Source organism: Azospirillum isscasi (assembly GCF_030849505.1).
Classification (GTDB): Bacteria; Pseudomonadota; Alphaproteobacteria; order Azospirillales; family Azospirillaceae; genus Azospirillum; species Azospirillum isscasi.
Genome location: NZ_JAUJFI010000120.1, coordinates 1 through 17970 on the forward strand (window position 1 = coordinate 1; position 17970 = coordinate 17970).

At 70.4% G+C, this 17970-nt stretch carries 20 protein-coding genes and 2 pseudogenes; 4 read left to right on the forward strand and 18 right to left on the reverse strand.

Annotated features, from left to right (window positions below):
* Window positions 1–300, reverse strand: a pseudogene (locus QSG27_RS20405) (DUF2946 family protein); the annotation flags it as partial.
* A gap of 251 nt (window positions 301–551) precedes the next feature.
* Here QSG27_RS20405 and QSG27_RS20410 point away from each other — a divergent pair.
* A complete protein-coding gene (locus QSG27_RS20410; protein ID WP_306709356.1) occupies window positions 552–1553 on the forward strand; it encodes a glycosyltransferase family 9 protein in 1002 nt (333 codons plus the stop codon).
* 63 nt (window positions 1554–1616) lie between these two features.
* On the opposite strand, the gene QSG27_RS20415 is transcribed toward QSG27_RS20410, so the two are convergent.
* From QSG27_RS20415 to QSG27_RS20455, 9 genes are all read right to left on the reverse strand, one after another.
* Window positions 1617–2156: a hypothetical protein gene (locus QSG27_RS20415; protein WP_306709358.1), complete on the reverse strand. Its 540-nt coding sequence runs from the start codon at window positions 2154–2156 to the stop codon at window positions 1617–1619.
* 86 nt (window positions 2157–2242) lie between these two features.
* Window positions 2243–3331 (reverse strand): flagellar biosynthesis protein FlhB, encoded by a 1089-nt coding sequence (flhB, locus tag QSG27_RS20420; RefSeq protein WP_306709360.1) that lies wholly within the window; start codon window positions 3329–3331, stop codon window positions 2243–2245.
* A 10-nt stretch (window positions 3332–3341) separates the two neighbouring features.
* The gene (locus QSG27_RS20425; RefSeq protein WP_306709361.1) at window positions 3342–4100 is read right to left on the reverse strand and encodes a flagellar biosynthetic protein FliR; all 759 of its coding nucleotides are present in this window, start codon (window positions 4098–4100) and stop codon (window positions 3342–3344) included.
* 21 nt (window positions 4101–4121) lie between these two features.
* Window positions 4122–6215: a flagellar biosynthesis protein FlhA gene (flhA, locus tag QSG27_RS20430; protein WP_306709363.1), complete on the reverse strand. Its 2094-nt coding sequence runs from the start codon at window positions 6213–6215 to the stop codon at window positions 4122–4124.
* 70 nt (window positions 6216–6285) lie between these two features.
* Window positions 6286–7041 (reverse strand): lysozyme family protein, encoded by a 756-nt coding sequence (locus QSG27_RS20435; protein ID WP_306709365.1) that lies wholly within the window; start codon window positions 7039–7041, stop codon window positions 6286–6288.
* An 18-nt stretch (window positions 7042–7059) separates the two neighbouring features.
* Window positions 7060–7326, reverse strand: coding sequence for a flagellar biosynthesis protein FliQ (gene fliQ, locus QSG27_RS20440; RefSeq protein ID WP_306709367.1), 267 nt, complete (start codon window positions 7324–7326; stop codon window positions 7060–7062).
* A gap of 109 nt (window positions 7327–7435) precedes the next feature.
* On the reverse strand, window positions 7436–7798 hold the full coding sequence (locus QSG27_RS20445; protein ID WP_306709369.1) for a flagellar hook-basal body complex protein FliE: 363 nt from the start codon (window positions 7796–7798) through the stop codon (window positions 7436–7438).
* A 13-nt stretch (window positions 7799–7811) separates the two neighbouring features.
* Window positions 7812–8231, reverse strand: a complete 420-nt coding sequence (gene flgC, locus QSG27_RS20450) for a flagellar basal body rod protein FlgC (protein WP_306709370.1) — start codon at window positions 8229–8231, stop codon at window positions 7812–7814.
* 20 nt (window positions 8232–8251) lie between these two features.
* Window positions 8252–8644 (reverse strand): flagellar basal body rod protein FlgB, encoded by a 393-nt coding sequence (locus tag QSG27_RS20455; protein WP_306709372.1) that lies wholly within the window; start codon window positions 8642–8644, stop codon window positions 8252–8254.
* A gap of 125 nt (window positions 8645–8769) precedes the next feature.
* Between QSG27_RS20455 and fliI the strand changes: the two genes are divergently transcribed.
* Window positions 8770–10110, forward strand: coding sequence for a flagellar protein export ATPase FliI (gene fliI / locus QSG27_RS20460; protein WP_306709374.1), 1341 nt, complete (start codon window positions 8770–8772; stop codon window positions 10108–10110).
* Complete coding sequence (locus QSG27_RS20465; protein ID WP_306709375.1) at window positions 10107–10715, forward strand: hypothetical protein; 609 nt, start codon at window positions 10107–10109, stop codon at window positions 10713–10715. The genes fliI and QSG27_RS20465 overlap by 4 nt, the downstream gene beginning before the upstream one ends.
* Window positions 10716–10724: 9 nt before the next feature.
* Here QSG27_RS20465 and QSG27_RS20470 read toward each other — a convergent pair whose 3' ends face one another.
* On the reverse strand, window positions 10725–11597 hold the full coding sequence (locus QSG27_RS20470; protein ID WP_306709376.1) for a LysR family transcriptional regulator: 873 nt from the start codon (window positions 11595–11597) through the stop codon (window positions 10725–10727).
* Window positions 11598–11738: 141 nt separating this feature from the next.
* Between QSG27_RS20470 and QSG27_RS20475 the strand changes: the two genes are divergently transcribed.
* Entirely contained in the window at window positions 11739–12935 is a 1197-nt protein-coding gene (locus QSG27_RS20475; RefSeq protein WP_306709378.1) for an MFS transporter, read from the forward strand.
* A 5-nt stretch (window positions 12936–12940) separates the two neighbouring features.
* Here the strand turns inward: QSG27_RS20475 and QSG27_RS20480 are convergent, their stop codons facing one another.
* From QSG27_RS20480 to QSG27_RS20510, 7 genes and pseudogenes are all read right to left on the reverse strand, one after another.
* Window positions 12941–13975: a hypothetical protein gene (locus QSG27_RS20480; protein ID WP_407653250.1), complete on the reverse strand. Its 1035-nt coding sequence runs from the start codon at window positions 13973–13975 to the stop codon at window positions 12941–12943.
* Window positions 13976–14055: 80 nt separating this feature from the next.
* Window positions 14056–14850, reverse strand: coding sequence for a DUF1217 domain-containing protein (locus QSG27_RS20485; protein WP_306709381.1), 795 nt, complete (start codon window positions 14848–14850; stop codon window positions 14056–14058).
* Window positions 14847–15224, reverse strand: coding sequence for a hypothetical protein (locus tag QSG27_RS20490; protein ID WP_306709383.1), 378 nt, complete (start codon window positions 15222–15224; stop codon window positions 14847–14849). The genes QSG27_RS20485 and QSG27_RS20490 overlap by 4 nt, the downstream gene beginning before the upstream one ends.
* 4 nt (window positions 15225–15228) lie before the next feature.
* On the reverse strand, window positions 15229–15681 hold the full coding sequence (locus QSG27_RS20495; protein WP_306709385.1) for a flagellar biosynthesis repressor FlbT: 453 nt from the start codon (window positions 15679–15681) through the stop codon (window positions 15229–15231).
* Window positions 15671–16087 (reverse strand): flagellar biosynthesis regulator FlaF, encoded by a 417-nt coding sequence (gene flaF / locus QSG27_RS20500; RefSeq protein ID WP_306709387.1) that lies wholly within the window; start codon window positions 16085–16087, stop codon window positions 15671–15673. The genes QSG27_RS20495 and flaF overlap by 11 nt, the downstream gene beginning before the upstream one ends.
* Window positions 16088–16197: 110 nt before the next feature.
* Complete coding sequence (locus QSG27_RS20505; protein ID WP_306709389.1) at window positions 16198–17454, reverse strand: flagellin N-terminal helical domain-containing protein; 1257 nt, start codon at window positions 17452–17454, stop codon at window positions 16198–16200.
* A gap of 336 nt (window positions 17455–17790) precedes the next feature.
* A pseudogene (locus QSG27_RS20510) lies at window positions 17791–17970 on the reverse strand (DNA-binding response regulator); the annotation flags it as partial.

Consider the following 17970-nt stretch of genomic DNA (forward strand, 5'->3'; position numbering starts at 1 on the left):
GGACAGGCGCGGCGGCGGAACGGCCACGTCCGCCGGGGCCAGCGCCGCCGGAGACGCGCAGCCGAGCTGGCAGGCCAGGCAATGCGACAGATCGTGCCGCGGCTGGTCGGGCGCGGCGGGAAGCCGGTCCCGCGCCCCGTCCGGCCCGCACAGCGACGCCGCCCAGAACGCCTGTGCCAGACCGGCGGACAGCATGGCGACGCCCTGCACCGGCACCTGGGCCAGGATCAGCAGCAGGCCGGCGGACAGCGCCGCGGACAGCGTGACCCTCCAGCGGGGCGGGGAATGGCGGCGCGTCATGCGGCCCCTCCTCCCCCGCTGGGGGGAAGGCCGAAGATTCCCGTCCCCGTCGCCCCGTTCACCCGATGTCAATTCCGCCTCCAGGCCGGATGAACGGTTGTAGGCGATGTGCCTGGACCTTGTCGAGTTGCCGCCTTCCCGGAGAGCGGGACGGGCCGTTGAAAGGCGATGGCCTTGCGGGGGTTCCGCCGCCGGCTGCGGACCGGTATAGTCCGCGGTCCCGCTTGGCCGCTCCCTCCCGAGGCTCCCGCATGCCCGCAACCGACCGCGCCGGACCGGCGTCGCTCGCCGTCTTCACCCATGGCGAGTTGATCGGCGACGCGCTCATCAAGATTCCCTTCGTGCGCGCCCTGCGGGGATTGTTTCCGGACCACCGGATCACCTGGATCACCACCGAAGGCACCCATCTGGCGACCACGCTGCGCCCGATGATGGACGGGCTGATCGACGAGTTCCGCGCCGACACCGGCATCGGGCGCAGCCCGCTCGGCCTGCTGCGGCCCCTGCCCATCAAGGAGCGCTTCTCCCTGGTGCTGGACACCCAGGCGCTGCCCTGGCGGACGCTGCTGGCGCGCCGGTTGCGGCACGACGTGTTCGTGTCGGCCTGCGCCGGCTACCGCCTGTCGGACCGCCGCCCGCCGCCCGGCTACAAGGAGCCGCGGCATGTGCTGGACCGCCTGTTCGACCTGCTGGAGGTGGCCGGCGGGCGGCGCCCCCCGCTGGACATGGCCGTGCCCATCCCGGCGGAGGCCGAAGCCGAGGCGCGCGCCGTCCTGCCGGACGGGCCGGGCTACGTCGCCATAGCCCCCGGGGCGGGCAAGCGCGTGAAATGCTGGCCGCTGGACCGTTTCGTGGCGCTGGCCCGCGCCCAGGCGGAGGGCGGGCGGGTGCCCGTCTTCATCCTCGGCCCGGCAGAGCTGGACTGGCTGCCGGAGCTGCGCGCCGCCGTGCCGCAGGCGCTGTTCCCCCTTCAGGACGCCGCTCTGGCGGAGCCGCGCTATTCCCCGGTCCGCACCATCGCGCTGACGCGGCGCTGCGCGGCGGCGGTCGCCAACGACAGCGGGACCAGCCACCTGTTCGGCCTCGCCGACGTGCCGCTGCTGACCCTCTACGGCCCGACCATCGCGGAGAAGCTGCGCCCCAAGGTGACGCGGGGCGCCGTGCTGACGGCCTCCGCCTTCGGCGGGCGCGAGATGGAGCGGATTCCCGCCGACGCCGCGATCCGGGAGGTCGAGGCGCTGATCCGTTCGTGACCGTGGTCGTTGCATTCGGCCATTTTAGCCCTCTTTCCAGGAGGGGAGAGGGGACTTCCCAGATCAGCGCTTCACGGCGGGCGTGATCTCCCCCGCCTCCTCCAGCCGCCGCAGGGAGGCGACCAGCGCGCGCTGGAAGTTGCGGCCCTCGGAGGGCAGGTTCACGCCCTGGCCGGTCGTCCAGAACTCCACGAAGGCGCATTCGGCGCCGGCATCGCCGGTCGGCCACTCCACGGCCACGCCCAGCCCGATCTCCGCCGTGCGGCGGCGGCTGTCGGTGACCAGGATCTTGGCCTCCCAATGCATCCCGCCGCTGCCGGCCTCGGCGCGGCGGTGGCTCCACAGGCGCAGGTAATCGCGGAAGCTTTCGGACGAGCGGTCGTGCTGCACATAGGCGGCGCGGTCCACCACCGCGGGGGCGAGGCGCAGCGCGTAGCGCGCCTGGGCCAGCGCCTGGGTCACCTCGGCCACCAGCCGGTCCATCTCGGCGAAGCTGCGCCGCACGTTGTCGGCCAGCGCGTTGGCCAGCGCCTCCCCCTTCGGCGCGCCGGTCGCGGCGCGGTCGGAGCGGTACATCTCGAACAGGTCGTCGCTGTCACTCATCGCCGTGATGCGCCGCGGAAGGTGGAGAGATCCTTCGTCTACCGCCAAACCCGTTGAGAAGACATTAAGCCGAATTCCCAGGCATCCTACGCACGCTGCGCCGATCCCCCGTTCTTCAGGCGCAGCACATACATCATCACCTCCGCCACCGCCTGATAATGCTGGAGCGGGATCACCGCATCGACCTCCGACGCGGCGTAGAGGGCGCGGGCCAGCGGCGGGTTCTCGATCACCGGCACGCCGTTCTCCTCCGCCACCGCGCGGATGCGCAGCGCCACGAGGTCGGCTCCCTTGGCGAGGCAGACCGGCGCCGGCATCTTGGAGCGGTCGTATTCCAGCGCCACCGCGAAGTGGGTCGGGTTGGCGATCACCACCGTGGCGCGCGGCACGTTCGCCATCATGCGCCGCTTCGAGCGGTCGCGCCGGATCTCGCGCAGACGCGCCTTCAGATGGGGATCGCCTTCGGTCTGCTTGAACTCGTCCTTCAGCTCCTGGAAGGTCATGCGCAGGCGGCGCCGCCATTCCAGCCGGTTCCACAGCACGTCCACGGCGGCCATCACCACCGTCGCCAGAAGGACGGCCAGAAGCAGCCGCAGGGTCAGATCCCGCAGCAGGTCGGGAAGCGCCGCAACGTCCATGCCCACGATCCCCTCCGTCCAATCGATGTAGGGCGCCACGGCGAACCAGACGGCGCAGGCGATGATCGCCAGTTTCACGAGACTCTTCACGAATTCGACCAGCGCCTGGCGCGAGAAGATGCGGCGCCAGCCGCTGAGCGGCGACAGGTGCGACAGCTTGGGCCGGATGCGGTCGCTTGCCGCCAGCAGCGGCCCCTGCCCCACCGCCGACACCGCCGCCGCCCCGGCCAGCAGGCCCAGCACCGGCAGCAGGGCCACCGCCACCCCGCCGATCAGCCAGCGCAGGCTGTTCATCACGTCGTAGGGACCGCCGTCGAGCCGGATGTCGTTCGGATTCTCGATCAGCGGCAGCAGCACCTCCGCGATGCCGGAGGCGGCGAGCGGCCCGCCCGCCGCGGCGATCAGCCAGGCCGCCGCCATGGTGGCGGCAAGGCCGACGTCGCGGGCGCGGGGAACGTCGCCCTTCTCCATCGCCTCGCGCAGGCGTTTCTCGGTCGGCTCCTCGGTTTTCTGTTCCTGGTCCTGGGTGTCGGACATCGCCGCCTCCTCACCGCCCGCCGAGCCAGGCGGCCAGCGCCGCCAGCGTGGCGGTGACCATGGCGCCCGCCGTCACCAGGAAGACCAGCATCCCGCCGCCAACCATCGCCGGGGTGGCGACGAAATAGACGGGCATCGAGGGCATCACCCGGTTGACCAGCGCCAGCGCCATGTTGGCGATCATGCCGAACACGAGGAAGGGCGCCGCCATCTGCACGCCCAGCCGGAAGGTGACGCCGACGAGCTGGGCGTAACGCCCCGCCACCATGCCGGGATCGGGCAGTTGCGCCGCCGGCCAGCTTCCGTAGGAGCGCACCAGCGCGTCGATCATCAGGTAATGCAGGTCCAGCGCGAACAGCAGCGCCAGCCCGGCGATGACCAGCGTGCCGGACAGGATCGACCCGCTCTCGAACCCCGCCGCGTCGGTGCCGAAGGGGTTGGCGAGGCCCATCGCCTGCGCGGCGATGTTGCCCGCGACCTGGAGCGACGCCAGGAACAGCTTGGCCCCCAGCCCCAGGAAGGCGCCGGCCACCGTCTCCGCGAAGATCTGCTCCAGCATCACCGCGGCGTCGGGCGGCAGCCGGTCGGGCAGGCCGGGCACGGTCGGGGTGAGGGCCAGCGCGACGGGGATCGCGATGCACAGCCGCACCCGCGGCGGCACCGCCAGCTCCCCGAAGCCCGGCAGCAGGCCGATGGCCGCGGCGACGCGGGCGAAGACGAGGAAGGCGCGGTAGACCTCCAGGCTGAGCAGGTCGGCGAGCGGGTCCATGATCCGTCCTCCCCTGCCCGCTCAGACCTGATCGACGGTCTTCACGGACACCTTGCGGTGCAGCTCCGCGTGGCTGATGACCGGGGTCATCGGGCTGACCCGCTCCAGCAGGGAGCGGACGAAGGGCCGCACCTCCGCCCCGACCAGCAGCGCCGGCCAGACCTGCGGCGTGGCGTGCTTCTGGATGGTGATGCGCAGCGCCGTCAGGAACTCCTGCACCTGGGTCGGCGGCATGGCGAAGCGGCGGTCCTCGCCATCGGCCACGATGCTCTGCTGGAGCGCCTGCTCCCAGCGCGGGGTCAGGACGATGACCGGAACGAAGCCGTCCGGCGCGGTCAGCGACTGGCAGATCTGCTGGCCCAGCCGCGCCCGCACATGCTCGGTGACCATCGTGATGTTGCGCGTCCAGTTCACCGCCTCGGCGATGGCCTCGACGATGGCCGGCAGGTTGCGGATCGACACCCGCTCGGCCAGCAGGGCCTGGAGGACGCGCTGCACCACCACCAGCGAGATGCGCGACGGCACCATGTCGGAGATCAGCTTCTGGTACTCCCGCCCCAGCCCGTCCAGCAGCTTCTGCATGGCCGCAAAGGTCAGCAGGGTCGAGAGGTGGTCCTTGATGACCTCCGTCAGGTGGGTGGTGATGACGCTTTCCGGATCGACCACCGTGTAGCCCTTGGCGATGGCCTCCTCGTGGCGGGCCGGGTCGATCCAGCGGGCCTGGAGGTTGAAGGTCGGCTCCCGCGTCGCCTCGCCGGGCAGGTCGGGGGCGGCCCCGCCGGACGGGTCGATGGCGAGAAGCTGCTTGGGCCGCACCTCGCCGCTCGCCACCTCGACGCCCATGACGCTGACCACATAGCCCTTGGGCGGCAGGAAGCTGCTGTCCTTGATGCGGACCGACGGCAGGATGAAGCCGAACTCCTTGGCGAAGCGCTTGCGCAGCGTCTTCACCTTGCCGGTCAGCGGCCCGTTCTTGTTCAGGATCAGCGGGACGAGGTGGTTGCCGACCTCCACCTTCACCTCGTCCACCTTCAGCATGTCCTCCACCGCCTCCTCCGCCGGGGCGGCGGGGGTCTTGCGGCTTTCCTCCAGCCGGGCCAGCGCGGCGCGGCGCATCTTGCCCCGCATCGCGTACCAGCCCGCCGCCCCGAAGCCGCCGCCCAGCAGGACGAAGGGGGCGGCGGGCAGGCCCGGCGTCACGCCCAGCGTGCAGAGCAGCCCGCCCGCCACCATCAGCGCCTTGGGATAGCCGCCGAGCTGGGCGAGCACCGCCTGATCGGCGGAGCCGACGTTGCCGCCCTTGGTCACCAGCAGGCCGGCGGCCAGCGAGACGACCAGCGCCGGGATCTGCGTCGCCAGTCCGTCGCCCACCGTCAGGATGGTGTAGACCGACGCCGCGGACTCGAAGGACATGCCCTGCTGCGCCATGCCGATGGCCATGCCGCCCAGCACGTTGATGGCGGTGATGACCAGCCCGGCCACCGCATCGCCGCGCACGAACTTCGACGCGCCGTCCATGGCGCCGAAGAAGGTGCTTTCGTCCTCCAGCTCCTTGCGGCGGCGGCGGGCCTCCACGTCGTCGATCATGCCGGCGGACAGGTCGGCGTCGATGGCCATCTGCTTGCCGGGGATGGCGTCGAGCGTGAAGCGCGCGCCGACCTCCGCGATGCGGGTGGCGCCCTTGGTGATGACCACGAAGTTGATGACGATCAGGATGGCGAAGATCACCACGCCGATCACGAAGTTGCCGCCCATGATGAACTGGCTGAAGCCCTCGATCACATGGCCGGCGGCGGACGGGCCGGTGTGGCCGTGGCTGAGGATCAGGCGGGTCGAGGCGATGTTCAGCGCCAGCCGCAGCACCGTGACGACCAGCAGCACGGTCGGGAAGGACGAGAAGTCCAGCGGCCTGGAGATCCACAGCGAAACCATCAGGATCAGCACGCTGACCGCCAGCGACAGCGCCAGCCCGAGGTCGAGGAACCAGGTCGGCACCGGCAGGAACAGCACGGCCAGCACCAGCACGATGGCCAGCGCGAACAGCACGTCGCGGTTCGCCAGCCCGGCATCGCCGAGGCTGGTCATCCGGTTCCGGAAGGTGTCCGTGAAAGCCATGCGGGAACTCCAGGGTGCTGAACCATCGGAACGCTAGCGCTCCGCGGTAAAACCGGCTTTTACGTCTGCGCTACTCCGCCGCCGGCAACAGCGGCTTCACCGCCGCGTTGGCGTAGAGGCTGGACAGGAAGGACAGGCGGCCAAGCTCCGCCCGGCCCCAGGCGGGCAGCGCGCCGGGGGCCGCCGCTTGCGGGCCGGCGGCTTGGGGACCGGCGGCCAGCGTCTTCAGGTAATCCATGGCGCCCGCCACCCAGCGCCGGTTGCCGCCGACGCGCTCGCGGTAGGCCGCCCCGCGTTCCGACTGGGCGGAGTGGTAGCGGGCGATGGCGGCGTCCAGCGATCCCTGCGCGCGGTGCAGGTCGCCCAGGAAGCGCGCGGCGTAGCGGGCGTTGGCGCGCGGGTCGAAGGCGGTCTCCAGGTCGGGAAAGGCGTCGGGGTGCCATTTCAGGTTCACCTGGAGGCAGCCCACGTCGATGGAGCGCGTGCCCCGCGCCTGTGCCGCGCGCACGAAGGCGATGGCCTCCTCCCGCGTCGGGAAGTAGCGGGAGGCGCCTTCGGTGTTGACGGTCCAGGGCCAGACGGTGAACAGCCGGTCGGCGGTCATCCGCCCGGCCTCGGTGAAGCCCATGGCGAGCAGCATGTGGTCGGCCACCCCCGCCTCGCGCTCCGCCGCCAGGATGGCGTCGATGCAGGCGGCCTCCGGCGGCAGGCTGCGGGCGGGAAGGACCCGCGGCGCGTAGAGGGCGGTGGACCATGTGCCGATCTGGGCCGCGGGCGGCTTCACGTCCGCAGCGGCTGCGGTCCCGGCGAGGAGAAGCGCCGCCATGCCCACCGCCCGGCGCATTCAGCGCACCGAGACGATCAGGCTGCTCAGCCGGTCGGCGTAGGTGGTCAGGGCGCCGTACATGAAGGGCAGCGCCAGCACCGTGGTGACCAGGATGGCGACGATCTTCGGCACGAAGGTCAGCGTCATCTCCTGCACCTGGGTCAGCGCCTGGACGAGCGAGATCGCCACGCCCACCAGCACCGCGATGACCAGCGGCGGGGCGGCGATCAGCAGCATCGTCCAGATGCCCGTGCGCAGGACTTCCAGCACGTCGGCTTCGTTCATGGGGATGTTCCTAACTGTTGCCCCCACCCTTCCCATGCTGCGCATGGGCTCCTTCCCTGCGTGAGCGGGGGAGGGCCGGGGTGGGGGCAATACGTCCCAACGAATGCGCTCAAATCGCCATCCGCATCACGTCCTGATACGCCTGCACCATGCGGTCGCGGATCGACACGACCGTCTGCACGGTCATCTCCGCGGCCAGCACGGAGCGCACGACCTCATGCGTTCCGGCCTTTCCGGCGACGGCGGCGACGGACATGCGCTCGCCCTCGTTCAGCGTCTCCACCGCCTGCGACACCTGACGGTCGAGGAAGGCGCCGAAGCTGCTTTCCGCGGACGCCGCCGTCTCGGCGGACGGCGCAGCCGCGGCGGCCGCCGCCGGAGGGGTCGCGACGGACGCCGCGGGGGCCGGCTGGGCCAGGGGGGCGCGGTGAAGGCCGTAGGCGGCGGCGGCGCGGCCGATGGGTTCGATCATGTCTCTGGTCTCCTCAGCCGCGCAGAAGGTCGATCATGCGGCCCATCATGCTGCGGGTCTGCTCGATGACGTTGACGCTCGCCTCGAAGGAGCGGCTGGCCTCGCGCATGTCCATCATCTCGATCAGCGGCTGGACGTTCGGGCGCTTGACATAGCCCTTCTCGTCGGCGGCGGGGTGCGAGGGTTCGTAGACGAGCTGGAAGTCGCTGCGGTCGCGCCCGATCTGCTTGACCTTCACGATCTCCGACCCGGCGGCGCGGTCCATCGCGGTGTCGAAGGAGACGGTCTTGCGGCGGTAGGGATCGCCGCCCGCGGTCAGGGCGGTGGAATCGGAGTTGGCGATGTTCTCGGCGACCACGCGCAGCCGGGTGCCCTGCGCCTGCAGGCCCGAACTGGCGATGCGCATCGTCGCGGCGAGGGGATCGGTGAGCATGGAGAAGCCTCCGGATGTCGTCAGCCGGCGCGCCAGGCGGCGCGCAGGATTTGCAGGTTGCGCTGGAACAGCCCGGCGGTCAGCGCGAAGGCGTCGCGCGTCTCGCTGCCCTTGGTCATCTCCTGCTCCAGCGACACGGCGTTGCCGTCGGGCGTAGATTCCCACTGTTCGGGCTTGCGCGCCTCCTGCACGGCGCCGGACGGGTTGAAGCCCGCCAGATGCATGGGGGAGGTCAGGGCGGGCGCCACCGTCCGCGGGCCGTCCATCAGCGCCGCGAAGGGCTTCAGGTCCTTCGGCTGATAGCCGGGCGTGTTCGCGTTCACGACGTTGGCGGCGATCAGCTTCTGCCGCTCCGCCAAGTAATCGAGACGCGCGCCGGTCAGCCGGAACACCGAAATATTGCTAAAATCCATTCGAACGGCCCTATCCCAAAGCCGGAAACCAAGGCAAGGCCAAGATGACCGCCGGCGTTTAAAACCGGATTTAAAATCCCCGTGCCAGTATCGGCGCGTTCCGACACGGCGGAGACGACCCGGCCATGCGTGTGCTTTCCAACCTCCTGTCCGAGATCGAGCGGATGCCGACCCGCTCCTGGCGCGGCGAGATCCGCAGCGCCGCCGGCATGACGCTGGAGGTGGAGGGGCTGCGCCGCGTCCTGGCGGTGGGCGACAAATGCTGGGCCGAGACGGCGCGCGGCCAGCGCCTGCTGTGCGAGACCATCGGCTTCCGCCAGGGCCGTACGCTGCTGATGGCCTTCGACAATCTGGACGGCGTGGCGGAGGGATGCGCCGCCGTCACCGACGACACCGCCTTCACGCTGCGCCCCGGCCCCGGCTGGCTGGGCCGCGTGGTCAACGCGCTGGGCGAGCCGATCGACGGGCATGGCCCGCTGCGCAACGGCCACCACGCCCGCCCGCTGCGCGCCGCCCCGCCGCCGGCCTACGCGCGCCGCCGGGTCGGGGCGAAGATGGACACCGGCGTGCGCGCCATCGACGTCTTCACACCCATCTGCCGCGGCCAGCGCATGGGCGTCTTCGCCGGGTCCGGCGTCGGCAAATCGACTCTGCTGTCCATGTTCGCGCGCCACGCCGGGGCCGACGCCATCGTGATCGGGCTGGTCGGCGAGCGCGGGCGCGAGGTGCAGGAGTTCATCCAGGACGATCTGGGAGCGGATGGCCTCGCCCGCTCCGTCGTCGTGGTCGCCACCTCGGACGAGCCGCCGCTGATGCGCCGGCAGGCCGCCCATCTCTGCCTGACCGTGGCGGAGGAGTTGCGCGACCGCGGCCTGCACGTCCTCTGCCTGATCGACAGCGTGACCCGCTTCGCCATGGCCCAGCGCGAGATCGGGCTGGCCGCCGGGGAGCCGCCGACCGCCAAGAGCTACCCGCCCAGCGTCTTCTCCGAACTGCCCAAGCTGATGGAGCGCGCCGGTCCGGGGTCGGAGGGCCAGGGCGACATCACCGGCATCTTCACCGTGCTGGTGGACGGCGACGACCATGACGAACCCATCGCCGATGCGGTGCGCGGCATCCTGGACGGCCATGTCGTGCTGGACCGCCGCATCGCGGAGCAGGGGCGCTACCCCGCCGTCAACGTGCTGCGCAGCGTGTCGCGCCTGCTGCCCGGCTGCCACACGGCGGAGCAGAACGCCCTGCTGCGCCGGGCGCGGAGCCTTGCCGCCACCTACGACAACATGCGGGAGCTGGTGCGCATCGGCGCCTACAAGCCGGGCACCGACGCGGAGGTGGACGGCGCCGTCGCCCTGAACCCGGCGCTGGAGGAGTTCCTGCGCCAGGGCAAGGACGACGCCACGCCTTCTCCCGAGTCCTTCCGCATCCTCGACCGCATCCTCGCCGTTCCCACCGGAGTCGCATCATGACCGACGCCACCGCGCTCGCCGCCCGCGCGCTCGCCGCCCGCGCGCTCGCCCCGACCATCGTTCCGGCCAAGCCCGCCACAGCCAGGCAGGAGGCGGCGGACCTCAGCCTGGACTTCGGGGATTTGCTGGACGCGGTGAACCCGTTGCAGCACCTGCCGGGGGTGTCGCAGATCTACCGCCACGCCACCGGGGACGGCATCGGCCTGCCGGCGCGGCTGGCCGGCGGATTCCTGTTCGGCGGCCCCATCGGCCTGCTGGGCAGCGCCGCCATGGCCGCCTTCGAGGCCGTCACCGGCGACGACCCGCTGGGCCATCTCGTCACGCTGGCGGAGGGCGGCGCGGAGGAGACGAAGGCCGTGGCGAAGGAAACGCCCTCCAACGCCCCGCCCCTGCCTTTCCTCGCCGGCCCGGTGCCCGAGCCGCCGGCGGACCATCGCCCCTCCGCCGCCGTCCTGGCGGAAGCGCTCGCCCGCAAGGCGCCGGGCGCGGGCGCCGCGGCGGACACGCTTGCCGTCCGGACGGAGCAGCCCGCCCCGCAAATCCTGGCGAAGCTCTACGAACTGAACGCCACCCAGCCGGCGGACCGTTCGGCCATCCGGCTCTGAGGCCCGCGCTCAGCGCAGCGCCTTCGCCAGCGCGTCCATGAACAGCCGCACCTTCGGCGGCACGAAGCGCGCGGAGGGGTGGACGCCCCAGACCGCCAGCGGCTCCAGCTCGCCGTCGCACAGGCGGAGCGGGACCAGCGCGCCGCGCGCCACCTCCTCCCGCACGTCCCAGCCGGACAGGACCGCGATGCCGAGCCCGGCGAGGCAGATGTCTCTCAATCCCTCGATGGAATTGGCGGTGAAGCGCCCCCGCACCCGGATGCGCCGCCCGCGCCCGTCGCCCGTGAAGCTCCAGTGGGTGATCCCGGACAGGCACAGGCACTCGTGCTCCGCCAGATCCGCGACGGCGGCGGGCGTGCCGCGGGCCGCCAGATAGCCGGGCGTGGCGTAGAGCGCCCGCGGGTTGTCGGCCAGCCGCCGTGCGATCAGCGCGCTGTCCTTCAGATGCGCGATGCGGATGGCGAGGTCGATCCCCTGCCCCACGATGTCCACCACCGTGTCGGTCAGCAGCAGATCCACCGAGACCTGCGGGTTGTCCTTCAGGAAGTCCGCCACCACCGGCACCACCAGCTTGCGCCCGAAGGCGGCGGAGGCGGTCAGCCGCAGCAATCCCGACGCCCCGGCGGAGGACGGGCGGACGCTGGCCCGCGCCGCGGCCTCGTTCTCCAGCATCGCCTGGGCGAAGGGCAGCATCGCCTCCCCCTCCGGCGTCAGGGCGAGGGAGCGGGTGGTCCGCTGCATCAGCCGCGCGCCCATCGCCTCCTCCAGCGCGGCCAGCCGCCGGGTCGCCATCAGCGGCGATATGCCCAGCCGCCGGGCGGCCCCGGCAAGACTGCCGGCCTGGGCGGCTTCCACCAACACGGCAAGTCCGGCGAGGTCCATTGCTTCATATTCCGACATACAGGTCGTTCATTCTGCATGACTGATGCGGATTGTGAAGGTGCGATAGGGTGCGTTCCAGAACCAATGCATCAAATCCCCTCTCCCGGGGCGGGAGAGGGAATGTTGGAAAGGTCTCATGTCATGAGCATCACCGACACAATCACCCAGACCTCTCCCCACGCGCCGGAACAGGCGCGGCTGGGGCGCGGGCTGACCTTCGCCATGGCCGCCGCCGCCGGCTTGGCCGTTGCGAACATCTATTACAACCAGCCCATGCTGGGCCTCATCGAAGGCGACCTGCCCGGCCCGCTGACCGGCATGATCCCGACCGCCACCCAGTTGGGCTACGCCGCCGGCCTGCTCCTGCTGGTGCCGCTGGGCGATCTGGTGGAGCGGCGGCGGCTGATCGTCGGGCAGTTCCTGCTGCTGGCCGCGGCCCTGGTGGCGACGGCGCTGGCCCAGGGACCGGCCCTGCTGGTCGCCGCCTCGCTGCTGCTCGGCGTTTCGGCGACGGTGGCGCAGCAGATCGTTCCCTTCGCCGCCCATCTGGCCGCCCCGGAACGGCGGGGGGCGGCGGTCGGCACGGTCATGGCGGGGGTGCTGACCGGCATCCTGCTCAGCCGCACGCTGGCCGGCGTGGTCGGAACGCACGAGGGCTGGCGCGCCATGTTCTGGCTGGCCGTGCCGCTGGCGCTGGCTGCGGCCGCGCTGATGGCCGTCCTGCTGCCGCGCAGCCATCCCGGCGGCGGCATCCGCTACCCGGCGCTGATGCGCTCGCTGGTCCATCTGTGGCGGGAATTTCCGGCCCTGCGGCTGGCCGCCGTCACCCAGGGCCTGCTGTTCGCCGCCTTCACCGCCTTCTGGACCATCCTGGCGCTGCGCCTGGCCGAGCCGCGCTTCGGCCTCGGCGCCGACGCCGCGGGGCTGTTCGGCATCGTCGGCGCGGTCGGCATCCTGGCCGCACCGCTCGCCGGGCGGATCGCCGACCGGTGCGGGCCGCAGCGGGTGATCCTGCTCGGCACGGTGCTGACGCTGGCCTCCTGGCTGCTGTTCGGGCTGTGGACCTCGGTCGCCGGGCTGGTCGCCGGGGTGATCCTGCTCGACTTCGCGGTGCAGGCCGCCCTGGTGTCGAACCAGCACATCGTCTACGCCCTGCGCCCGGAGGCCCGCGCCCGGCTGAACACCCTCTTCATGGGCGGCATGTTCCTGGGCGGCGCGCTGGGGTCGAGTGCCGCGACGCTGGCCTGGAACGCGGGCGGCTGGACCGCGGTGACCGGCCTCGGCATCGCCGCCGCCGCCGCCGCCACCATCCTCCAGACCGCCGCACGGCGCCGGTAGAGCCTTTACCGCTCCGCACCCCGCGCCGAGCGCTCCAGGGACCGGATGTGGGACAGGCCCGGCAGGATTTCGGAACGGATGAACTCCAGCCGGCGGACCGGGCCGCCGCCGCTGGAGAATCGGGCCTTCCACAGGGCCATCTTCACCGCCAGCCCGCACAGCACCCCGCCGATGGTGACGTGGTGGTTGGTGATCAGGTCGCGGATGCTGCGGAAGCTCTGGGCGTTGATGTTGCGCCAGAAGTCCTTGGACCGGTTGTCGAAGCTCTCGAACCGCCCGGTGATGGAGGCGGCGATCTCCGTCAGGTCGCGCCCCACCTCGTCCAGCATCCGGGCGTGGCGGGCGTCGCGGCGGATCTCGCTGAAGCCGCGCACCGCGTCCATCCAGGCCAGGAACGCCTGCACGTCGGGCACGATCTCGTCCAGGCACTGCTTGAAATAGGCCAGCGACAGGAAGATGTCGCCATACTCCTCCAGGAAGGCCGGGATGTCGGACATGGCGATGTCCAGCCGGTCCGCCATCATGGTCAGCCGCCGCCGCACCTCCGCCAGATCGGGTTCGGCGAACAGGCGGATCAGGTCCTCGACATTCTGCACCTGCACGTCGTCGCTGCCGTAGACGCTTTCGATCAACGGGCGGGTGAAAACGCGCATGTAGCGGGTGAGCTGCTCGCGGCGGCGCTGCGACAGGCGCAGGGCGGCGTGCTCGTCCACAGCGATCTTCAGGCGGCGCAGCTCGATGCGCAGGGAATAGACGTCGAAGCTGGCCGCCTGGGCGAGTTGCCCGATCATCAGCAGGTCGCGGTCCAGCTCCGGGGAACGGTTGCCGAAATGCAGCGGCAACTGGCTGGGCATCACCTGCCCGCTGCCGGCGTGGACGTCGTTGAACAGTTCCACCACCGTCTGGAGCCGGACGTTCTTGATCAGGCGCGCCCGGCGCAGGCCCGGCGTCTCCAGCGGCAGGATCGCCATCGGCAAAACGTGAAGGGAGTCGCGGGCCGTGTCGTCGTCCCGGTCGTCCGGGCCGGGCAGCAGGGCCACGACATGCGGCCACGCGCCCGGCGGCCTGGCCTGTCGGCTCGGCTGCACGGCCATTCTCCCGAAATTCCGCGGCTCCCCGCTCAGAAGCGCGGGAAATTCAGCAGCGACATGGTGATGGACGGGTCGATGGCGATGATCGAGGAGCGTCCGCGGCGGCTGATCGGCCCGATGGTGGGAAGGGTGGCGGAGGCCCCCGCGGGCGCCCCGTTCACCATGTCGTACATGGCCGAGAAGCGGTCCAGGAACTTCTGCACCTTCGCGGAATCCTTGAAATCGGCGATGTCGTAGCGCCGCTTCAGCTTGTCCACCAGCCGGTCCAGGTCGCCCAGCGCCGACTGCTCCGGGATGTCCAGCGCGGTGAAGACCACCTTCTGGAGCGCGCGGTCGGCCAGCACCTGATACCAGTTGGTGATGCGCGGCGCCTTGCGGTCGAAGTAGAGCGCCAGACGGACGGCGGGGTTGGTCTCCTCCGCCTTCACCTCCAGCGACACGTCCACATAGCGGTCCACGATGGCCTTGACGATCGCCGGTTCCTTCAGCGTGGCGCCGCCCGTCTCCTTGAAGGACAGGACCGTCGCCATCTCCTTGAACTTGCTGTCGTTCATGCGGTTGGCGAGCGCGTCCGGCGCGGTAACGCCCTCGTTCAGCACCTTGCGGATCAGGCCGCGCGCGAAGGTCTGGCTTTCCAGGTCGAAGGCCACCATGACGAAGCGGTAAAGCTTGTCGTCCTTCAGCAGTTCCTCGGCGCTGGAGATCTTGCCGATGTTGGCCTCGAAATACGCGATGTTGCGCTTCACGTCCGGGCGCGACCGGATCATCGTGTCGTAGCGGTCCTGGTTGCGGACGATCTGGCGGTAGTCCTGGAGCGTGCTCATGCCTTCACCTCCGGGGCCTTCGGGCGCCCGCCGTCCTCGGCGGCATCCTCCGCGGGATCGCCATAGGCCGGCGGGATGCGCAGGATCACCTCGCCGGTGTGGGTGTCCAGCACCTCGGTGGACAGGCGGCCCGTGCCGGGGTCGAGGTTGACGCGGTAGGGCGGAATGGGATCGGGCCGGCTGCGGTTGTCGGATTCCGCCGATGCCCTGGCTTCCTCCACCACCTCGGTCGCCTTGGCGGCTTCGGCCTGGGCGGCGCGCAGCCGGTCGGCCTGACGCTGGCGGGCTTCGGCGATCAGGTCGGCGCTGGCGGTGCCGCGCTCCCCGTTGACCCCGGACACGCCGCCGGTCAGTCCCTGGATGGGTGCGGGCATGGCGTCACGCCTCCGCGTGGATCTCTGTGGGGCGGGTCTCGGGGACGCGCTCGTCGCGCGGCGGGCGCTGCGCGTTCAGCAGCCCGTCCTCATAGGCCATCACGGGCCGCAGGCAGGCCAGCGCCTTGTAGTAATCCCGGTCGCTGACGTTGCGCATCGCCTGCATGATGCGGTCCTGCATGTCCGGGTGGAGGAAGGCGGTGTAGAGCTTGGCCATCATGCCGGCGACGACGCTGCCGTACTGCTCCGCGGCCTGGGGGTCCAGAAGCATGCTCTGGATCACGAAATAGGCGCGGCGGACCGGCGTGTCGGCCTCCTCCTCCTGCATGATGTCGCTGCCGCGGATGATCTGGGCGAAATTGCTGACGGTCAGGGTGTAGCGGCGGTTCTCGTTCTGCACGACGCAGCCGTTGATCACCACCCGCTCGCAGGGCTTGAGGCGGAGCTTAAGCGCCATAGGCGGCCTCCATCGCGGCAAGGGCCTCCGCGGGCGTCTCCAGGGGAGTCTCCGTCCGGGCGACGCCTTGCAGGCCGCGCATGACCGACCGGTTGACGTCGATCAGCATGCCCGCGTCGGCCTCGCCGCGCAGGACCTGCGTGGTCTGCCGGGCCACCGAGAAGGACAGGGAGACCAGCCCGGCGCGCAGCGCCTCGGGCAGCGCGTTGCCGTCCTCCAGCAGGTCGGCGCGCAGCGTGTTCCAGAGTTCCAGGTTGCGCCACAGCGCGTCCTTCAGCGCCGCCGACCGCCAGCCGGCGTCGCGGTTGGCCTCCAGATCCAGGGTGATGCGGAGGAAGACCAGATATTCGATGCGGCGCGGGTCTTCGCACTCGGCCATCGTCTGCTGGTAGGCGGCGATGCTCATGGTCGCACCTTATGCAACGCGCACGGGGGCGCCGGATTGGGGCTTGCGCTGGGGACGAAGAAAAAAGATGGCCGGCGCCCCTTCGGGAGCGGGGCGCCGGCCGGACCGGGTTAGCGGAACAGCGAGAGAATGTTCTGCGGACCCTGGTTGGCGATCGACAGCGCCTGGGTGGCGAGCTGCTGCTGGACCTGGAGGGCCTGCAGGCGGCTCGATTCCTCGTTCATGTCGGCGTCCACCAGGGCGCCGATGCCCTTGTTCATCGAGTCGGTCAGCTTCGACACGAAGTCGTTCTGCACCGACACGCGGTTCTCGATGGAGCCGATGACCGCGGCCTTGCCGATGGCCTTGTCGAGCAGGGAGTTGATCGCGACCAGCGACCGCTCGGCGTTGTTCACCACGTCGATCTGAGTCAGGTCCGCAAGGCCGCCGAAGGCGTCGCTTTCCTTGCTGCTGACCCACAGATCCTTGATCTTGGCGGTGAAGTTGGTGTTGGCGTCGGTGTCGCCGACGGTCAGCGTCAGGTTGTCGTTGGCGTCGAACGCCGCGACCAGGGCGGTGGCGCCGCCGAGCTGGGCCGTGAAGGCCGTGTTGATGGCGGCCAGGACGTTGGTCTGGGTCTGGGCCTTCGAGGTGTCGAAGGTCAGGGCCGACAGATCGACCGACACGTCGGTCACCGTGCCGTTCTCGGCGGTGAAGTTCAGCGTCAGCTTGTCGAGGCCGAGATTCTGCCCGTTGATGAAGGTCTCACCGACGGCGCCCAGCTTGATGCCGACCTGGGCCTTCAGCGCCTTGGTCGAGTCCACCTGCTGCTCGATCGTCGCCTTGCCGACGATCGAGTTGACCTGCATGTCCTGGCGCTGGAAGGTGATGTAGGAGGGATCGACCGAGTTCCCGTTGCGGCTCAGCGAGGCCAGGATCTGGACGTCCTTGTCCTTCGCGGTGCCGTCGTTCGAATAGGCGACGCGCAGCAGGTTGTCGCCGTTGAACGAGGCGTCGGCGGCGGCGCCCTTCACCAGCTTGACGAGCTGGTCGATGTCGTTCTGGATCAGCGACTTGTCGACGCCGTTGGTCTGGCCGGCGATGACGCGGGCCTTCAGCGTCTGGAGGTTCTCCACGATGTTCTTGGAGGCCACCGACGCGGTGTTGGTCGTGCCCGACCCCAGTTCCAGCGACTCCTTCACCGCCTTGAAGCCGGCGACGTCGGCGCGCATGGTGGTCGCGATCGACCAGTAGGCGGCGTTGTCCTTGGCGTTGTTGACCTTGAGGCCGGTCGAAATGCGATCCTGGGTGGTCGCCAGATCGTCGGTCACGCGGCGCAGCGTCTGCAGCGCGGTCATCGCCGAGGTGTTGGTCATGATCGAGGCCATGTTTATCTCCATTCGCGAGATGCAGAGCGCCTTTCTGACGCTGGGGCCGGGCTGCGCGGGCCTTCCCACTTGGTTTTATGGGCGCGCAACCGACCATTCGACTGTGACCGACCCCGTTTAAACCGGAGTAAAAAAACCGCACCGCTTTCCGCAGCGGTGAGTTCATCTTTTAAAGAGACGGATTTTTTAAAAGTAATTGCGCATTTTATGCAAATGCGGCGACCGCGCAGGGCGGCCCAGCCGCCGGGCCCCGAAGGGCCGCGGCCATGGCTTTTCAAAATGTCGGGAGCAAAGCGGACGGCGGGGACTTTTGAAAGGCCGCGTCACTCGGCCGAGTCACTCGGCGGCGACGAGGCAGCCGGGGTGCAGGCCGGCGGCGGCGAAGGGAATGGCCGGGAAACGGCGCGCCGCGGTGGATGGCGCTGCGGCCGGGGCGGTCTCCTCATGTTCGGGCGGGGCCTCGAACTTGTAGCCGCGCCCGTAGACGGTCTCGATGTAGCGGGCGCCGCCGGTGGC

What these genes read in the sequence shown, in the direction of transcription:
- QSG27_RS20410 (WP_306709356.1), top strand. Translation starts at nt 552, where the DNA reads ATGCCCGCAACCGACCGCGCCGGACCGGCGTCGCTCGCCGTCTTCACC.
- QSG27_RS20415 (WP_306709358.1), bottom strand. Translation starts at nt 2,156, where the DNA reads ATGAGTGACAGCGACGACCTGTTCGAGATGTACCGCTCCGACCGCGCC.
- flhB (WP_306709360.1), bottom strand. Translation starts at nt 3,331, where the DNA reads ATGTCCGACACCCAGGACCAGGAACAGAAAACCGAGGAGCCGACCGAG.
- QSG27_RS20425 (WP_306709361.1), bottom strand. Translation starts at nt 4,100, where the DNA reads ATGGACCCGCTCGCCGACCTGCTCAGCCTGGAGGTCTACCGCGCCTTC.
- flhA (WP_306709363.1), bottom strand. Translation starts at nt 6,215, where the DNA reads ATGGCTTTCACGGACACCTTCCGGAACCGGATGACCAGCCTCGGCGAT.
- QSG27_RS20435 (WP_306709365.1), bottom strand. Translation starts at nt 7,041, where the DNA reads ATGGCGGCGCTTCTCCTCGCCGGGACCGCAGCCGCTGCGGACGTGAAG.
- fliQ (WP_306709367.1), bottom strand. Translation starts at nt 7,326, where the DNA reads ATGAACGAAGCCGACGTGCTGGAAGTCCTGCGCACGGGCATCTGGACG.
- QSG27_RS20445 (WP_306709369.1), bottom strand. Translation starts at nt 7,798, where the DNA reads ATGATCGAACCCATCGGCCGCGCCGCCGCCGCCTACGGCCTTCACCGC.
- flgC (WP_306709370.1), bottom strand. Translation starts at nt 8,231, where the DNA reads ATGCTCACCGATCCCCTCGCCGCGACGATGCGCATCGCCAGTTCGGGC.
- QSG27_RS20455 (WP_306709372.1), bottom strand. Translation starts at nt 8,644, where the DNA reads ATGGATTTTAGCAATATTTCGGTGTTCCGGCTGACCGGCGCGCGTCTC.
- fliI (WP_306709374.1), top strand. Translation starts at nt 8,770, where the DNA reads ATGCGTGTGCTTTCCAACCTCCTGTCCGAGATCGAGCGGATGCCGACC.
- QSG27_RS20465 (WP_306709375.1), top strand. Translation starts at nt 10,107, where the DNA reads ATGACCGACGCCACCGCGCTCGCCGCCCGCGCGCTCGCCGCCCGCGCG.
- QSG27_RS20470 (WP_306709376.1), bottom strand. Translation starts at nt 11,597, where the DNA reads ATGGACCTCGCCGGACTTGCCGTGTTGGTGGAAGCCGCCCAGGCCGGC.
- QSG27_RS20475 (WP_306709378.1), top strand. Translation starts at nt 11,739, where the DNA reads ATGAGCATCACCGACACAATCACCCAGACCTCTCCCCACGCGCCGGAA.
- QSG27_RS20485 (WP_306709381.1), bottom strand. Translation starts at nt 14,850, where the DNA reads ATGAGCACGCTCCAGGACTACCGCCAGATCGTCCGCAACCAGGACCGC.
- QSG27_RS20490 (WP_306709383.1), bottom strand. Translation starts at nt 15,224, where the DNA reads ATGCCCGCACCCATCCAGGGACTGACCGGCGGCGTGTCCGGGGTCAAC.
- QSG27_RS20495 (WP_306709385.1), bottom strand. Translation starts at nt 15,681, where the DNA reads ATGGCGCTTAAGCTCCGCCTCAAGCCCTGCGAGCGGGTGGTGATCAAC.
- flaF (WP_306709387.1), bottom strand. Translation starts at nt 16,087, where the DNA reads ATGAGCATCGCCGCCTACCAGCAGACGATGGCCGAGTGCGAAGACCCG.
- QSG27_RS20505 (WP_306709389.1), bottom strand. Translation starts at nt 17,454, where the DNA reads ATGGCCTCGATCATGACCAACACCTCGGCGATGACCGCGCTGCAGACG.